Origin of the sequence: Butyrivibrio sp. NC2002 (genome assembly GCF_000702265.1) — a bacterium.
Classification (GTDB): domain Bacteria; phylum Bacillota; class Clostridia; order Lachnospirales; family Lachnospiraceae; genus Butyrivibrio.
This window is the reverse complement of sequence record NZ_KL370880.1, coordinates 146739-163549: the sequence shown is the minus strand read 5'-3', so window position 1 is coordinate 163549 and position 16811 is coordinate 146739. Positions and strand designations below refer to the sequence as shown.

Genomic DNA, 16811 nt, shown 5'->3' with positions numbered 1-16811 from the left:
TTCTTATCTCCTGTTATCTGTTAATCTGTGAAAACTTTTCGAGGTGCTACATTCTTAATTGCATCAACAAATTCTTTGTTGGGTTCGAAAATAACCTTTTCTCTACCGTCGTAGTACATTGTGTAGGTTGTGTCAGGCTGATTTTCTATTCCCGAAGAAAAATCGAGCTTTCTGTAACTGTCTTTGTTACGATACTCATCCAGATGATAGGACTTTGAAGGAGCAAATGCTTCCATACGCTCCACTTCAAAAGTGGCAACCTTTTTTCTTCTGCTTTTATTAAGAATTTTGTCCACTGTGATTTCTCGTTCGCAATACTGATATTCATACTCAATAGATGCGTTAAGAGATACAAAATACACGCCCACCGCAAATGCGATGAAAATGATGATGAAGATTATATTCCCCAAGAACCCCAAAAGAAAAGAAAATGCTGCCAGTACTATTAGCAGATACTTTAAACAAAGCATCAGCGGTGAAACTTTTCTGGCAACCAAAAGCTCCACGTAACTGTTGTCACTCATCATTTAACCTTTTTTTCCTTCCTATTCATTTTTTAAAGGATATGATATATTAACTAGATAAAACTTGCAAGAATTATTATATCACATTTAGGAGTCTAAAAAATGAATATCAATGAAGAAAAAAGAAGTCAATGGCAAGCCCTAAAGGGAATGGGCTTTAAAGCATATTGGGATTACTTCTGGGATTACTACAAAATTCACGTGATCGTGGGCGTCTGCCTGATAGTTTTCTTCAGTATGCTTATAAGAGATATCACAAACAATAAGCCTTATGCTTTAAATGCAGTATTTATCAATGCTAACACCATGAATGACATGGAAGATATGGAGAATGCCTTTGCAGAAAAAGAAGGCATAGATACAAGTGAAACTCAGGTTTTCATAGATGCGGCAACCACAATTTCTTTAACAGGAACAGATCAGTATTCAATTCCTTCAATGGAAAAAATATATGCACAGGTCGCTGCAAATGAGCTGGATGTAATGCTCGCAGACAAAGCGGTTTTCGATAATTACGCAAATAACGGAATGTATGATGACCTCGGAAAATTCTTTAGTAAAGAAGAGCTTGATGCCCTCGGTGACAGAGTTATCTACGCAACACCCGAAGGATTTGATGAAGAAATACCTGTAGGAATAGTCATGGAAGATAATTCACTTCTTGCATCCAGCGAATGTTATGCCCTTGAAACTCCCATTGCAGGAGTCGTAATAAGCAGTAACCATCAGGATACTGCGGCAGATTTTATACGATATCTTCTTGAAGGTTAAAATGAGGACTTATAAAAAATGACAGTAGCACTTTTGCCACTGTCATTTTTTATTTCCTTTTAATAATTTATGACTTCTTGCGGGCGGTTCCCGTTTTTGAAAAAAGCAGGAATTTATAACTGAGTTACTACGAAAATATCGTAGATTGCTTTTATTGCCTTCTCAAAGTCACGGTTTTCAACACCGATGATTATGTTAAGCTCCGATGAACCCTGATCGATCATTCGGCAATTTACATTGACATGAGCAAGTGCTGAGAAGATTCTTGCAGCAGTTCCTCTTTGTCTCTTCATGCCGCGGCCAACTACCGCTATAAGAGCCAGATCGGATTCGATTTCAAGAAGATCGGGCTTTGCAAGTCTGTGGATCTCTGATACAACAGCCTGCTCTTTATCGATGAATTCATCCTGTGCAACAAATACTGTCATGGTATCTATTCCTGAAGGAACATGCTCGATTGAAATATCCTGATCTTCAAATGCCTGAAGGACTTTTCTTACAAAACCAACTTCAGAGTTCATCATGTCCTTTAGAATATTCACACAGCAAAATCCCTTTTTGCCGGCAATACCTGTGATAGTATAGCTTGATTTCTTAGCTGTGGATTCTACAATCCATGTGCCGCTGTCATCAGGTCTGTTTGTATTTCTTATATTTATCGGAATACCTTCCTTGCGGACAGGGAAGATAGCATCCTCATGAAGTACGGAAGCGCCCATGTAAGCAAGCTCTCGAAGTTCTGTATATGTGATAGTCTCAATGGGCTGAGGTCTGTCGATGATCCTGGGATCTGCAACAAGGAATCCTGAAACGTCAGTCCAGTTCTCGTATACATCTGCATGTATTGCTCTTGCTACGATTGATCCTGTTATATCAGAACCGCCTCTTGAGAAGGTTTTGATCTTGCCGTTTTCATAAGCTCCGTAGAATCCGGAAATAACCGCATTCTTCATCCCTGCGAGCCTTTTGGCAACTCTTCTGTTTGTTATCTCTGCGTCAAAAGTTCCGTCATCATCAAAAAGAACAACTTCAGCAGGATCAATAAATTCAAATCCAAGGTAAGCAGACATTACAATACCGTTTAAGTATTCGCCTCTTGATGCTGCGTAGTCGCTTCCTGCCTTAGCTTTGAAATTCTTCTCGATCTTTTCAAATTCTTCCTTAAGTGAAAGCTTAAGCTTAAGACCTTTTATGATCTCATTATATCTTGCCTCAATAGCTGCGAGCTCTTTGCCAAAATCCTTTCCCTCTTCAGCAAGGGCATAAGTGGAATAGAGCATATCAGTTACTTTTGTATCAGAACCTGATCTCTTTCCCGGTGCAGATACAACCACAAAGTGCCTCTCCTCATCGGCCCTTATGATATCTCCTACCTTCTGAAACTGCTTTGCATCAGCAAGTGAACTTCCTCCGAATTTAACTACCTTACTCATTTTTTCATAATCCTCACATATCTAAAAAATTATCAAAGCATTCTGATATAACTCTTTGCACCGGTCAGTTCTTTGTACTTAGCCTCAAATTCCTTCTCTGTGATCTCAGAAGTGATAAATGCAAACTCACCTTTTACGCTATCACATGAAACCTCGCTAAGTCCCTCAAACAGCTCTTTAGCCTTATCTTTTGCTGCCTCATCAGCTCTTACAAAAAAGCTTCTTACATCATCATCCTTGGATGCTACAGTTGCTTCTACGTTCTTAAGGTTCCAGTCGATATGTTTTCCCTTATGCTTTACGATATCGATAACATCGGCAACTACTGCAGAAGCTGTAGCTTCCTTTCCTGCGCCTTTTCCGTAATACATAACATCACCGAGCATATTGCCGTGAACATCGATTGCATTAAATACTCCGTTTACGGTTGCAAGTGAGTTATCAAAAGGAATCATGAAAGGAGCAACCATCGCGAAGAACTTACCGTTTTCTCTCTTGCAGCTTCCAAGAAGCTTGATCGCCATCTTAAGGCTTCTTGCATAAGCAAAATCTTCTCCGGATATCTTTGTGATACCCTCTGTATAAATATCCTCGTACTTAACAAACTGTCCGCTCATTATGGAAGCAAGAATCGCTGTCTTTCTGCAGGCATCGTGTCCTTCGATGTCAGCCTCGGGATTTCTCTCAGCATATCCCTTTTCCTGAGCTATCTTAAGCACGCTGTCAAAATCTGCGCCTTCCTGATCCATCTTGGTCAGGATATAGTTTGTTGTTCCGTTAAGAATTCCTGTTATGGAATCTACCTTCTCATGTCTTATTGAATCATTCATTGAACGAAGAACCGGGATTCCGCCGCCAACACTTGCTTCAAAGAGGTAGCTTACATTGTTCTGTGCAGCCAGCTCAACAAGTTCAGGTCCGTGTGCTGCAACCAGCTCCTTATTTGAAGTACATACGCTCTTTCCGCTCATGAGAGCTTTTTTCTCAAAAGTAAATGCAGGCTCGATTCCTCCCATGGTCTCGCATATAACTTCAACCTCAGGATCGTTTAAAATGATATCAAAGTCATGAACCACTTTATCTTCATGCTTATCTCCGGGAAAATCACGAAGATCCAGTATGTATTTAATCTCTATCTTGTCCCCACAACTGTCTTCAATCTGGGCACCATTTTCGTCAAAGCATAAGGCAACTCCGCTCCCCACCGTGCCATAGCCAAGTACTGCAATCTTTGTCATTTCCACGTTCCTCCTGATTTAGATATTTTTTTCATAATAGCCTGTATTATAATTCAGCGCTTCGTCCAACAATCTGAACCTTGTGGACACCTGCTGCCATCTCGAGCTTCTCAAGAAGCTCTGTTATGTCGCTGGTCGTAGGCAAAACCTGAATACCTACGGACAATGCAGCAACACCGTTATATGGAATAGCCTGATGAATAGTAAGAATATTGGCGCCACATTCTGCGATAATCTTAAGTACATCAGACAAAAGTCCGAGTTCATCATCCATTTGGAGATTTAGTGTAAGTGTTGTGCCCTGAAGAGAATCGTGGAACTCATAGATGTCATCCTTGTATTTGTAGAATGAGCTTCTGCTGATCCCTATCTTTTCAGCCGCTTCATTGACCGTCTTACACTTTCCGGAGTCAATAAGCTTCTTAGCATCCAGCACCTTAAGTAGAACCTCCGGTACCGCCTGCTTCTTAAGCACATAGTAGCTTGTTTCTTCTTTCATTGCATTTCCTCTTTGGAAAAAATGGAATATGGTCCATAAGACCAATGCTGTGATACAAAAACTTTCTTTATGAGTGTTTTTGTGTCGCGGACACTTGTGCGCCCATGAATGACATTGTATCACAGCACTGCGTGAAAGTAAAGAATTTTTATATATCGCCTTCAAATACTGTTGTTGCGGGACCTGTCATAAATACTGTGTTCTGCTCTCTGTCCCACTCACAGATGATATCTCCTCCAAGTACGTGTACAGTAATCCTGTCCGCAGTATGTCCGTTAAGAACACAGGCCACAGCGGTAGCACAGCACCCTGTTCCGCAGGCAAGAGTTTCGCCTGTTCCTCTTTCCCACACACGCATGTGTACATTTTCCCTATCATCTATTGTCACAAACTCTGTATTTACGCAGTTAGGGAAAAAGGGATGGTGCTCGAATCTTGGTCCTATCTTTTCAAGATCAAGGCTACCAAGGTCTTCTCCTCTGTTTAAGAAAACCACAGCATGTGGATTACCCATAGATACGCAGGTCATCGTATACTCGCGGTCCATAACGGTGATCGGATAATTAACGACGCTCTCCCTGCTCATTGCTTTCTCATCCGGAAGCGCCACAGGAATGCTCGCAGGAGTAAGTATAGGAGCTCCCATATTTACTCTTACGCTCGTTACCATATCATCCTCAGTCTTAAGATCCAGAATGCGAACCCGTCCGCCGCTTACGATCTTGAGCTTTTTCTTATCTGTAAGTCCCTTGTCATAGACATATTTGGCAACGCATCGTATTCCGTTTCCGCACATCTCAGAATATGAGCCGTCTGCGTTATACATTTCCATCTCAAAATCAGCCAGATCACCATCCATCGTATTGATGAATATCACTCCGTCTCCGCCAATCCCGAAATGTCTGTCGCTAAGGAGCCTTATAAGCTCCGGCTTGTCTTCCTTTGAAACATGTTCTTTACTGCTGTCTATATATATATAGTCATTTCCGCAGCCATGCATTTTTGTAAAGTGCATATCGTATCTCCAATCTGTAAAAATATATTACTGATGTGCCTTCCCCTGCTCTCTTGCAAGCACGTATATCCTCTCGCTCTCATCAGATGGCTCATCATGTGTATCAGCATCAATTGCTGTTATAAACTCCATTCCGGAAGCTTTGATAAAGCTTTTCATTTCATCAAGGGTATATCCCCTTTGAAGGTGCGTCTCCATGCTACGCCTGAAAACAGATGACTCCTTACCGCCTTCCTTTATGAAAACAGTCAGATCATACTCGTTAATATGACTGTCATCATCAAAATAGTTTTCCCATATAAAGCTGCAGTCATCCCTGTTTTCAGCGATCGTAACATCACCTATAACGTCCCTGTATTTGTGGAGAGTATTAAAATCAAACACAAAGAGTCCGCCGGGATAAAGATAGTTATTTACCAGTTCAAAAGTCTTTAATATCTGCTCGTCTTCTATAAGATAATTTATGCTATCGCATACGCTGACTACGCATCCTGCGGTGCAGAACAGATCAAGCTCTGTCATATCCTGCTCAAGATACATGATATCGAGACCTGATTCCTCAAGCTTTTTCCTTGCTATTCCAAGCATATCCGAGGAATTGTCTATTCCGACCATGTCATATCCAAGCCTTGCCATCTCCTCGGTAAACCTGCCTGTGCCGCATCCAAGCTCAACTACAAGATTCCTCTCCTGGCTTAGCTTTTCATCCTCAGAGAGTTCTTCTGCATCTTTATCCTTCTTATTTTCCCCGTAAGGCAAAGAAATCCCATATCCCGATATAAGCTGCGATATATACGCAGCCCACTCGTGATATGGGGTTTCATCCATAAATTCATCATATACTTTTGCAAAATCAGTATAGGCTTCCATTCAAATCTCCTGCGAAATAGTACGGTATTGCCTATCAGCCTGCGATACCTAAGATCGCACTCACTGACAAAAAGCTTACTATTCCCATGATGGTTCCTGCCAGCGCAACTCCGCCTATTACAGCAAGAACACTCTTTTTAAAATCCATATCCAGAATACTTGCAGCCAGTGTACCTGTCCAGGCACCTGTTCCGGGAACCGGTATTCCTACAAAAAGAAGGAGTGCAAAATAAAGACCGCCTCCGGCTTTTTCCTGAAGCTTCTTACCACCCTTTTCACCCTTTTCAAGGCAGAAGGTAAAGAACTTGCCGATAAAGCGCTTATCCTTTCCCCATTCAAGAACCTTCCTTGCAAAAAAGAAAATAAAAGGCATTGGTATCATATTTCCGATAGCGATGATCACATAGCTGAGGGGAAGATTAAATCCCGTTGCAGTCTCCGCAAAACCATGTGCAAAAGGTATCGCACCTCTGAGCTCTACAAGCGGTACCATCGATAAAATAAATACAAAAATATACTGTCCGATAAGTGACTCTTTAAAAAAACTAAGCATTACTAGTCTGCCTTTCTGAAAAAATCTTATTAAAAACACTACAAGCATTGATTTTATCAGACAAAAGGCTATTACACAAGATTTTTAGTAATCTCCGAAAGAGCATCAATAAGCTTATCCATCTCCTCATCGGTTCCTATCGTAATGCGCAGATAGTCCGATATTCTATCCTTATTCCAGTGTCTTACGTATATGTGCCTCTCTTTTAGGGCATTAAATATAGCTTCCCCCGGAATACTTTTGTGCTTTGCAAAAACAAAATTGGTCATAGAATCAGGGAATACAAAATCAAGCTCAGATAGCTTTTCTTTGACCATCTCTCTGGTTCTGATTATCTTTTTGCACGTATCCTTAAAATAGTCAGTATCACGAAGAGCCGCCGCTCCAAGCTCTATTGATGGTCTGTTCATTGTATATGAGTTAAAGGAGAACTTCACATCCTTCATATACTTAATAAGCTTTTTAGAGCCAAAGGCAAATCCTATGCGCATACCCGCCATAGCCCTTGATTTGGAAAATGTCTGCACCACAAGAACATTGTCATATTTATCTGTAAGGGAAATCGCAGACTCTCCGCCAAAATCAATATAGGCTTCATCTATAATAACTACAGAATCTCTGTTGTGCTTTACAATCTCCTCTATGCGGGATACGGGCTCGTACAATCCGACAGGAGCATTGGGATTGGCTATAATAACTCCGCCGTTTGGCCTGTTTTCCGAATAATAGTCCTCTATCCTTATCCTGAAATCATCATCAAGAGGGATCTGCTCATAGGGAATCCTGTAGAGTTCTGCCCACACATCATAAAAAGAGTATGTGATATCCGGAAATAGAATGGGCTTATCCGAATTAAAAAATGTAAGATATGCCATTGCAAGGACATCATCTGAACCAACGCCTACAAATATCCTATCTGATGGCATTTTATAAAAATCAGATAACTCATCTAAAAGATCCTGCGCCTCGGGATCGGGATAAAGCCTCATATCCTCATACCTTGTTTTACTAAGGATTTCCTTTACACCGGGTGCAGGGGGATACGGACATTCATTTGTATTTAACTTGATAATGCTTCTATCCTTTGGCTGTTCTCCGGGAACATAAGGCACTACTTTTCTCACATACTCCTCATAGCTCATTTTGTGTACTCCCTTTTACTTTATCACTCTACCACGCTAAATTGCATTTAACTAGAATTATACCAAAGAATTCACAAAGGTAAATACTTTCCTTGGGCAATTCATCCTCAAATTTCCCAGAACATAAATACAACAAGAGATCCCACAAGGCATGCTGCCATGGCTGTGACAAGTAATAGTCTTATAAAGCGCCAAAAGCCCTTGTTCATTTTTCTTACTGCAATAATAAAGCCCAATGATGTAAACACAAGTCCTGCCGTCATATATCTGAAGTCACTGCTGCAGGTATATGGATATTTAAATACGAACAAGCTAAAGCTTATCAGCATAAATATGTAAGTTAAAAGAAGAAATACTGTTCTCTCAAGATGATTTACCACAGTATCTGTCTTATATACACCCTTTGCGAGCTCTTCGTCTGTAGGATGAGGAAGTGAATACTTTATTTTGCCCGCCTCTCTTATCATCCTGCTTGCATAATCATATATAAATACGACAGTTGTAATGATAGCCGCAATTATAGATGAAACGTATGCAATCTGGGCAACGGATACAAGGCTGTCACCCATTCCTGCGGGATATGCCTCTGCAAACAACCCTGTCTGGAACATGATAGCCCACGTATTGTGCATCGCCTCAGCGCTTATCGGATGGAAAGGGAACTCTATGTGGAGATCTGCGATAGATGGTATTCCTATAATTGACCACACCGAATATGTCCCTGTATACATCACGGATTCATTTGGAATAAGTGCAGGTGAAGGGATTCCGGGCTTTTCACTAAACAGCACCAGATTCCTTACTATATAGGAAAGACCTATCGGAATGCAGATAACCCCAAATACAACATACTGAAGCAGTATATTTCTTCTTAAAAGAAGATTGCCATTTTTGAAGGCACGGATAAGAGCCATCAAAAATACTACAGCTATAGAAAATGCACAGATTGCCGTATTAAGCTTGGTTATCATTCCGCATCCAAGTGAAAGCGCTATAAGGATAATATTTTTGTAGGTCTTACTCCTTATCCATACAAGAACTCTCCAGATTGTTGTAAGAAGAAGCAAAAGAGCAAGTATATCATTGTTGACTGAGCCTGCAAGCACCATCATTCTGGGATGATATGCAAAAAGGATCATTCCAAGAGGGATATACTTTTTCTCTGCCCCTGCTTCCTCTAATATCTTGAGCATTACTACCATGCAAAGTCCCGAGTAAATAAGTGTGGGAATCTGCAGATTTTCAAACGCAAGATCTTCATATACATGCAAAAATCTCTGCACACTGACCCAGATAGCTTCGATGATATGGTGAAGCGGCGGATGATAATAGCCAAAGTATTCATAAGGATCCATGCTCGGAAGATGATGGAATTTATAGATATATTCGATATATCCGATATGACCGTTATTTATGTCAGGTGTCCCGTATCCTGTATAGAAACCGCCATCATTCTGAAGTGTCTTTATATCATAAAAAAGAACATAGAAAATCCTCATGAGCATTCCGCTCCATACGATCCACAGAACACTCTTTTCCGTGTCCATCTTCTTATTCTTAATGCAAAATGCCAGATACACTATAGAAAAAAGTCCTATAAGAAAAAGTATTGTGATCTGTGGCTGCTTCGGAATTCCGGATACTACCGCGGTAAATCTGTTTCCCTGCAAAATGGCCGTAACAAGTGCCATTACAAGTATCATTATCACAGCTTTTTTCGCTGTTTTATCACTGTATCCCATGTCCTTTGTATTCATGATAAATCTCCTTGCTATATCTTTAATAAACCGGTACGACGTCCTGTATATCGCCGTTTTCATCAATCGCATATTCCCATATAGAATGCCCGGGAAGTCTGTGCTCTGTCAGGTAAAATCTGTCTTCTACCTTAAACATATTATAGGGCGTTCCCCCGCCTATAAAGTACTTCGAATAGATTTCCTCATAATTTCCATCCTTTAAGCCCTTAAGGTCAGATGTTCTTATCATTGTCGCAGTATCCTGACTTCCTGCAGAATCAGTTGAAACGGTAATGAAATAGTACCCGTTTTCATATATCATATCTGCCATCCCGGCAAGTTCATCGGGAACGGCATATCTTTCCTTGACTTCAAGCGTTTTCTTATCGCACCTGATCACACCTGAGGATGTGCCCTGCGGCGTTATTCCTGACACAAAATATATATCATCTCCATCTATATAAAAAGATCTGATATAGGTTCCCGAAAGCTCAGCTATACTCCTTATTTCCGTAAGATAAACCGTGCTCTCATCCTCATGTCTTCTGAAAACATACAGTTCTCCCGATGTTGAACTCCACACATAAAAAGCCTTGTCGTTCTCATCATAGACCGTGTAGTGAGGTCTTTGCCCTACATCTTCAAAAAGCTGCGTATTTACATATACGCCTTCCTTTTTCTCAAAAATCAGAACCCTGTTATTCTCAGTATCATCCACAAGTATAACCCTTCCATCACTTGCCATAGTATGCGGAAATGATACATCACTTGTAAGTACCTTAAACTTATCCAGTGAATCATCCAGGTTATCATTGTAAATTATCCTGTTGTGGTAGCAATCAACTATAAACCAGTTATCATCTATTTTATCTATGAATGTAGGTACGCTAAGTGAATAATCCGGGTTGATCTCAGGTTCAGTTATGTTTGCCTGTGTTTTGATCGATTCCCTTAAAAAACTACCGTTTGTTTCCCATTCGCCATTTATCTCATCGCTGCTCTTTTTAGTGCTATTACATCCCGTAATAGCAAGCCCCTGCACGCATAGTGCAATGGCGGATAAAAAAAGAGCCGCCCTTATCCGCATAATGCCGCTTTTACTCATTATCCCCACCTTTGTTCAAAAGTAAAACCAAGACATATTTTTATTGAAAGTATAACAGAAAAAAGTGTGTATTGTTTATTCTTTTTTAGTCTTTTTTCCTTTAAAGACTAGACTTTTTTAATATTTTGCTGTTTTGCCGATGATATAATTAATTGTCGGATTAACGTTTCTTCGAGGCTTTGCATATTATGTGGAAAAAGGCGCAGGAACAATTTAAGACACGTAGTCTCGTAGCAACTATTGTAATGATGGTAGTCATTGTAATAGCTTCTATTATCTATGTAATAAGCGTGCGCTCTTATATGCGGACCCAAAGCTACTCTGAGCTAAAAATTGCTTCCACCGAGGCTATAGAGGCTATAGAGGGTCAGTTCAGAACAGAGCGGAATATGCTAAGAATGATAGCAAATATCATCTCGTCCTCCAACGATTCACTTCACTCACTTGAGGTAAATACATATCTTAATATCTACGATATGAACTCGCAGATATCTGATGTTGCCATACTCAATTCCAACAACAAGGTAATACGTATAAACGGCCTGGATCTCGATTCCACAGGTGTCCTTGATTTCGAGGATGTAAAACTTAAGGGTGAGCATATATCCTCGCTCCTTGAGGATCTGGAAAAAGAAAATGTCTACGACCTTAGAAACTTTGTCCCTATAAGAAGGAATGAAGAAACCGTCGCCTTCCTGTACGGAACAACTACTCCCGAGGACATTGTACGTGCCTGGATCCCCGACATCTACGACGGGCATGCGATAGTTTCAGTTATAGAACGCGATACAGGACTTTTCCTTATAGACAGTTCAAACAGAACAGGCACAACTCTCGAAAATGCAGGAATCCGCGTGTCGGATATCAGTGTCTCCGATACTTTTGAAAACGCGATCCTTTCAGGAAGAAGCGGCTATGCAATAGGACATGACACCGTTTCGGATAAAGTCATGTACTTCTGTTTTCTTCCCATGAATATCGCAAATTGGGAAATGGTAGTCAGCGTTCCCGAGGAATATGTTTACGCAGAAGTTCAGCCCATTCAGGTAAGCCTGTTTGGTTTCCTTACATTTGGCGCGATTGCCCTTATCATTTATTTCCTTTATGTGCTGCGCATAACAACAGGTTCACTTATAGGTATAGAGAGACGTGCCAACATGGATGCCCTCACAGGTCTTCAGAATCGCAACCGCTACGAATACTTCTGCCAGCACCTGCAACAGGGAACTGACGGTCTTGCATGCATATACTTTGACGTCAATGGTCTTCACGATATAAACAACTCGCAGGGTCACCTTGCAGGTGACAATATGCTCAAAACCATTGCTACGATAATTTCCGAAGAGTATGGAGAGAGCAACACCTACAGGATTGGCGGCGATGAGTTTGTGGCATTCCGCTACGACCGCGATGAAAACACGGTAAGACATGACCTTGATACCGTCTCGGAAAAGGTCATAGCTGCCGGATATCACGTAGCAGTTGGTCTTGCCATGGCCACACCTGATAAGAAGCTTTTGACAGTCATAAAAGAAGCAGAAGCAGAAATGTATGAAGACAAACGCAAATACTACGAATCTATCGGGAAGGAGATGCGCGGATGAAGAACAAACGTAATATTTTTTTCGTTCCTTTACTCATTGTATCTCTTGCCGTTTGTGGTTGCAGCAGGCTTCCCGATCTGGAAAACCACATAATAGGGGATTATCTGAGTCCTGATGCCACAACTTTCAGAACTCTCTACTCATCAGAAGTTTCCGAGCTAAATTACCTTAAGACAATTTCAACGATCGACACCGCAATATGTTCAAACACCATAGAAGCCCTTGTCGATTACGATCAATACGGAAATATCATCCCAGGTCTGGCTGAGAGCTGGGAGTCCAACGAAGATATGACAGAATGGACATTCCACTTAAGAGACGATGCCAAGTGGGTTGACTATGAAGGCAATTTCTATGCCTACGTTACTGCTGATGATTTTGTATGTGCCAGTCAGTACGTCAATAACTATGCCAACAATTCAGACAGTCAATACATGTATTCCACCGGATCAGTAGTAAAAAACGCGCAGGAGTACTATGACTACACCACATATCTTCTATCTCCCGAATCGTTCGATGCCCCGGTTCCCGAGGTAAAGCCGGAAGACATCGGCGTAAAAGCACCTGATAAAAGAACGGTTGTATACGAGCTTGATAAACCCTGCCCATTTTTCCCAAGTGTCTTATCCTACACTTCATATCTGCCCATCTGCCGTAAATATCTGGACGAAGTAGGTACAATGTTTGCCAAGGATAATACAAACATCCTCTACAACGGAGCTTACATACTTTATTATTTTAAACCTTTGGAAAAACAGGTTCTTGTTAAAAATCCAACCTACTATGATGCAGACAATGTCCACATCGAGCGTATAGAGAACAGATATGACAAAGATGCAAACTCTGTAAGCATCGAAAGATATATGGAAGGAGCGATCGACAAAGCCACGGTAAGCCCGCAAAAACTTACAGAATACTTAAAAGATGAAACCTACGCAAATGAGATCCATCCTTCAAGGCCGGATCTGTCCTTCTCATATTTTTATGCGTTCAATTTCTATCCGCAGTTCGACGAGGAATATGAGCCCGAAAACTGGGAGAAGGCAGTTGTAAATGAGAATTTCAGAAAGGCTATAATTTCATCCATCAACAAGACAAAGATTGCATCTATCTATGAGCCATTCAATCCGGATTCACTCATAAATAATGTCTTTACTCCAAAGGGAGCTATTTCTCTTGATGGAAAGGACTATACAACTTTTGGTGCACTCGACAAATTCAATTATGAGGATTCTTACAGTACCATTACAGCACAAAAATACGCGGATACAGCACGAAAAGAGCTTGAACAGGCAGGTGTGACTTTCCCCATCAAGATTTTCATGCCATATAATCCTCTGATCGATGGATGGACAAAGGAAGCTCTCCTCCTCGAAGAAATGATAGAGAATTGTCTTGGCAAAGATTTTGTTGACGTATTCCCCGTTGTAGGTGGCGACACAGGATATCTGTTACCCGCAAGGCGAAGCGGAAAATATGCTCTTATGAAATGCAGATGGGGAGCTGATTATGAAGATCCTCACACCTGGACCGAGCCATTCATGGATGACGGCGAGTACATGTTCTGGCACCTGTGCAAGGATAGTTCTGTATTGTCCGTTCGGGATGAGTGGGCCAGTACAGTTAATATAGCTTCTAATATCACTGACGATCTGGAAAAGCGCTTTGAATGTTATGCCAACGCTGAAGCCCTGCTCCTTGAACATAGCATAATCCTTCCCATATCGATAATGCCGGGTGAAGGTTACGTCATGTCAAAGCTTAATGAATTTGAGGGCGAATATGCTTCCTATGGTATGGCTACCCAGCGTTACAAGCACTGTAAGATCCATGATGATTCCATGAACATAGAAGAATTCAAAAAAGAATATACGAAGTGGATAAACCACTAAATGAGCATTTTGATAGTTTGACACTGTTACGGTTTTTAGGTAACATAAATATGTAATATTAGCGATTAATTCACCATAAATGAGGGGTATGGCTATGGTTACAGTAAGTCTATGTATGATAGTAAAAAACGAGGAGGATAAGCTAAAAACCTGCCTTGACTGTCTCAAAGATCTGGTTGATGAGATGATCATCGTTGATACAGGCTCTACCGATAAAACTGTGGAGATAGCAAAATCCTTTGGCGCAAAGGTATTTGAGTATGAATGGACCGGCAATTTTTCTGATGCCAGGAATTTCTCATTTCAGCAGGCAACCTGCGACTTCATCTACGCAGCAGATGCTGATGAAACTATCGACGAGGAAAATCAGAAAAGGTTCAAGCAACTGAAAATTGATATCGATGAACTCGATATCGATGTTGTTCAAATGTACTACTGTAATCAGCTAAGTCACAACACAGTATACAACTACGACAGAGAGCTTCGTCCCAAGCTCTTTAGAAGAGTCCGCAGCTTTGTCTGGGAAGATCCTATACATGAAACTGTAAGGCTTGATCCAACCGTATGTAACAGTGACGTTGAGATAATCCACAATCCTACAGAGGAACATGGAGAACGTGATCTGACAGCATTCAGATGCTCTATTACACGCGGTGAATATATATCCAAGAGGCTTCATAATCTCTATGCAAGAGAATTGTACCTTGTTGGCAGTGATGAAGATTTCATGCTCGCAAAAAAATTCTTCGAGGAGTCTATAGTCGATACCGGAAGAACTCTCGATGAGATAAAGGAAGCTAGCTGCGTTCTGGCTCATATAGCCGTCATTGAGAGAAATACTGAGGCACTTCTTAAATATTCCTTAAAGGACCTCACTACTATTCCCTCAAGCGAAATGTGCTATGAGCTCGGAAATTACTACCGCAACATAGGCGATCTGGATGAAGCTATCGTCTGGTACTACAACGCAGTATATGAATCATCTCCCATCCTTAATATCCACATCGGAGGGGATGTAACCCTTATGAAACTCTCTGAATGTTACAGAGAACTCGGTAATCTCGAACAGGCCGAGGACTACGAAAAAGAAGCCCGCAACTGGCACGTTCCCTACTGATTATGCGATAATCAACCCCCGGAAGTTTCGATAGCCACTTCCGGGGGTTGATCGTTTGTCGGTTATATATTAAAAATTTAAGTTTATATCTTATTCCTCTTCGGTATCGCCTACAGGTTTTCCGCCTGTTGCGAGCCACTTAAGATATGCATTGATGAAAGGATCAAGATCACCGTCAAGAACAGCGTCAGCATTGGAGCTCTTCTCACCTGTTCTTGTGTCATTGACCATTGTGTAGGGCTGAAGGACATAAGAACGGATCTGGTTACCCCAGGCGATATCCTTAACCTCACCTCTGATACCGTCTATCTTTGCCTGCTGCTCTTCAAGCTTTAACATGTAGAGCTTTGCCTTCAGCATCTGCATCGCCTTGTCCTTATTCTGGAACTGAGATCTCTCGTTCTGACAGGTAACTACAATATTTGTAGGAAGGTGAGTAATACGGATAGCGGAGGAAGTCTTGTTGATGTGCTGTCCACCGGCACCACTTGAACGATATGTATCAATTCTGAGGTCTTCAGGATTGATCTCAACATCGAGATCCTCTTCTATATCAGGCATAACATCAAGTGAAACGAATGATGTCTGTCTCTTACCCTGAGCATTGAAAGGACTGATCCTGACAAGTCTGTGTACACCCTTCTCAGATTTGAGAAGACCGTAAGCATTTGTACCATCGATCTGGAACTGTACATACTTAAGACCTGCTTCATCACCGTCAAGGATATCGAGAACTTCGATCTTGAAGCCTTTTCTCTCAGCCCATCTGGTATACATACGATACAGCATGTTACACCAGTCGCAAGCCTCTGTTCCGCCTGCGCCTGCAGCAAGTCTGAGGATTGCATTGCAGCTGTCATATTCTCCGCTAAGAAGATTGTTGATCCTGATCTCCTCAAGAAGATTTTCAAAGCTATCAAGCTCTTCTCTGATCTCGGCAGCCATGTCGTCATCATCCACACCCTCTGCGTTCTGCAGATCAATGAGATCCATAATATCATCATACTGCTTGTGAAGACCCTCAACCTGAGCTACAAGATCCTGCATGTTCTTTAAGTTTCTGGTCTTTTTGTTAGCCTTCTCAGCATCATCCCAGAAGTTGGGTTCTTCCATCTCTCGGGACAACTCTTCAATCATCTTTTTTTTGGAATCAAGGTCAAGTGAACCAGTTACTTCGTCAAGTGTTCCACGAAGATTACTCAGTTCAACCTTCATCTGATCAAGTATTACCATTTTTCAACCTTTCTACATCTCTCAAAGAATGCAGAGCATATCTGCTCTGCATCCCCATCAATAATTACATAAACAT

At 41.3% G+C, this 16811-nt stretch carries 15 protein-coding genes; 4 read left to right on the top strand and 11 right to left on the bottom strand.

The genetic code is table 11. The features are described 5' to 3' along the window. Positions 1-20: 20 nt before the first annotated feature. The gene (locus tag T543_RS07915; RefSeq protein ID WP_035768235.1) at positions 21-524 is read right to left on the bottom strand and encodes a DUF6106 family protein; all 504 of its coding nucleotides are present in this window, start codon (positions 522-524) and stop codon (positions 21-23) included. 102 nt (positions 525-626) lie between these two features. On the opposite strand from T543_RS07915, the gene T543_RS07910 reads away from it, so the two are divergent. Continuing rightward, complete coding sequence (locus T543_RS07910; protein ID WP_035767438.1) at positions 627-1295, top strand: hypothetical protein; 669 nt, start codon at positions 627-629, stop codon at positions 1293-1295. A 113-nt stretch (positions 1296-1408) separates the two neighbouring features. On the opposite strand, the gene T543_RS07905 is transcribed toward T543_RS07910, so the two are convergent. The 9 genes from T543_RS07905 to T543_RS07865 form a co-directional block, all read right to left on the bottom strand. Continuing rightward, complete coding sequence (locus T543_RS07905; protein WP_035767437.1) at positions 1409-2728, bottom strand: aspartate kinase; 1320 nt, start codon at positions 2726-2728, stop codon at positions 1409-1411. Between the two features lie 32 nt (positions 2729-2760). Further along, positions 2761-3966 (bottom strand): homoserine dehydrogenase, encoded by a 1206-nt coding sequence (locus T543_RS07900; RefSeq protein WP_035767436.1) that lies wholly within the window; start codon positions 3964-3966, stop codon positions 2761-2763. Between the two features lie 46 nt (positions 3967-4012). Further along, complete coding sequence (locus tag T543_RS07895; RefSeq protein ID WP_035767434.1) at positions 4013-4465, bottom strand: ACT domain-containing protein; 453 nt, start codon at positions 4463-4465, stop codon at positions 4013-4015. Between the two features lie 148 nt (positions 4466-4613). After that, positions 4614-5480 (bottom strand): diaminopimelate epimerase, encoded by an 867-nt coding sequence (gene dapF / locus T543_RS07890; RefSeq protein ID WP_035767432.1) that lies wholly within the window; start codon positions 5478-5480, stop codon positions 4614-4616. 27 nt (positions 5481-5507) lie between these two features. After that, on the bottom strand, positions 5508-6350 hold the full coding sequence (locus T543_RS07885) for a class I SAM-dependent DNA methyltransferase (protein WP_035767429.1): 843 nt from the start codon (positions 6348-6350) through the stop codon (positions 5508-5510). 34 nt (positions 6351-6384) lie between these two features. Next, on the bottom strand, positions 6385-6903 hold the full coding sequence (locus T543_RS07880) for a COG2426 family protein (protein ID WP_035768234.1): 519 nt from the start codon (positions 6901-6903) through the stop codon (positions 6385-6387). A 71-nt stretch (positions 6904-6974) separates the two neighbouring features. Continuing rightward, the gene (gene hisC / locus T543_RS07875; RefSeq protein WP_035767427.1) at positions 6975-8045 is read right to left on the bottom strand and encodes a histidinol-phosphate transaminase; all 1071 of its coding nucleotides are present in this window, start codon (positions 8043-8045) and stop codon (positions 6975-6977) included. Between the two features lie 107 nt (positions 8046-8152). Next, the gene (locus tag T543_RS07870; protein WP_035767424.1) at positions 8153-9802 is read right to left on the bottom strand and encodes a hypothetical protein; all 1650 of its coding nucleotides are present in this window, start codon (positions 9800-9802) and stop codon (positions 8153-8155) included. Positions 9803-9824: 22 nt separating this feature from the next. Next, positions 9825-10889, bottom strand: a complete 1065-nt coding sequence (locus T543_RS07865; protein ID WP_051638625.1) for an NHL repeat-containing protein — start codon at positions 10887-10889, stop codon at positions 9825-9827. A gap of 188 nt (positions 10890-11077) precedes the next feature. Between T543_RS07865 and T543_RS15195 the strand changes: the two genes are divergently transcribed. From T543_RS15195 to T543_RS07850, 3 genes are all read left to right on the top strand, one after another. Then, the gene (locus T543_RS15195) at positions 11078-12493 is read left to right on the top strand and encodes a GGDEF domain-containing protein (protein ID WP_051638624.1); all 1416 of its coding nucleotides are present in this window, start codon (positions 11078-11080) and stop codon (positions 12491-12493) included. Beyond that, on the top strand, positions 12490-14385 hold the full coding sequence (locus T543_RS07855) for a peptide ABC transporter substrate-binding protein (RefSeq protein WP_051638623.1): 1896 nt from the start codon (positions 12490-12492) through the stop codon (positions 14383-14385). Before T543_RS15195 ends, T543_RS07855 begins: the two co-directional genes overlap by 4 nt. A gap of 94 nt (positions 14386-14479) precedes the next feature. Then, positions 14480-15502, top strand: a complete 1023-nt coding sequence (locus tag T543_RS07850; protein WP_035767421.1) for a glycosyltransferase — start codon at positions 14480-14482, stop codon at positions 15500-15502. A 90-nt stretch (positions 15503-15592) separates the two neighbouring features. Here T543_RS07850 and prfB read toward each other — a convergent pair whose 3' ends face one another. Continuing rightward, complete coding sequence (prfB, locus tag T543_RS07845; RefSeq protein WP_035767419.1) at positions 15593-16735, bottom strand: peptide chain release factor 2; 1143 nt, start codon at positions 16733-16735, stop codon at positions 15593-15595. Positions 16736-16811 lie beyond the last annotated feature (76 nt).